This is a genomic window from Kytococcus schroeteri (assembly GCF_002847825.1).
In the GTDB taxonomy this organism is placed as follows: Bacteria; Actinomycetota; Actinomycetes; order Actinomycetales; family Dermatophilaceae; genus Kytococcus; species Kytococcus schroeteri.
Window position 1 is genome coordinate 1 of sequence record NZ_PKIZ01000160.1, and the last position, 306, is coordinate 306.

The 306-nt window shown below is 61.4% G+C and carries 1 pseudogene; it reads right to left on the reverse strand.

Going from position 1 to position 306, the window contains the following annotated elements:
• Window positions 1-194: 194 nt before the first annotated feature.
• A pseudogene (locus tag CYJ76_RS13275) lies at window positions 195-306 on the reverse strand (hypothetical protein); the annotation flags it as partial.

The following is a 306-nucleotide window of genomic DNA, read 5'->3' on the forward strand; positions in this document are numbered from 1 at the left end:
CCCACGCGGACGAGGAGCTCTCCTTAAGCGAGATCAACCGCCTGGCCGCGGCGGTGCGCCAGCTCGGCTGAGCCTAATGGGCGTCAAAAGATCTAGTCGGCAGATCTAGTCGGCGTCAGTAGACAGAGCGGCGACGAAGGCCTCCTGCGGAACAGACACCGAACCGATGGCCTTCATGCGCTTCTTGCCTTCCGGTCGGCCAGCTGCTCACCGGCTTCCTCGTAGTTCAGCGAAGCGTAGCCCTTGGTGCGGGACTTCAGCTGGTCGAAGAAGTCGAAGATGATCTCACCCAGAGGCATGGTGTAG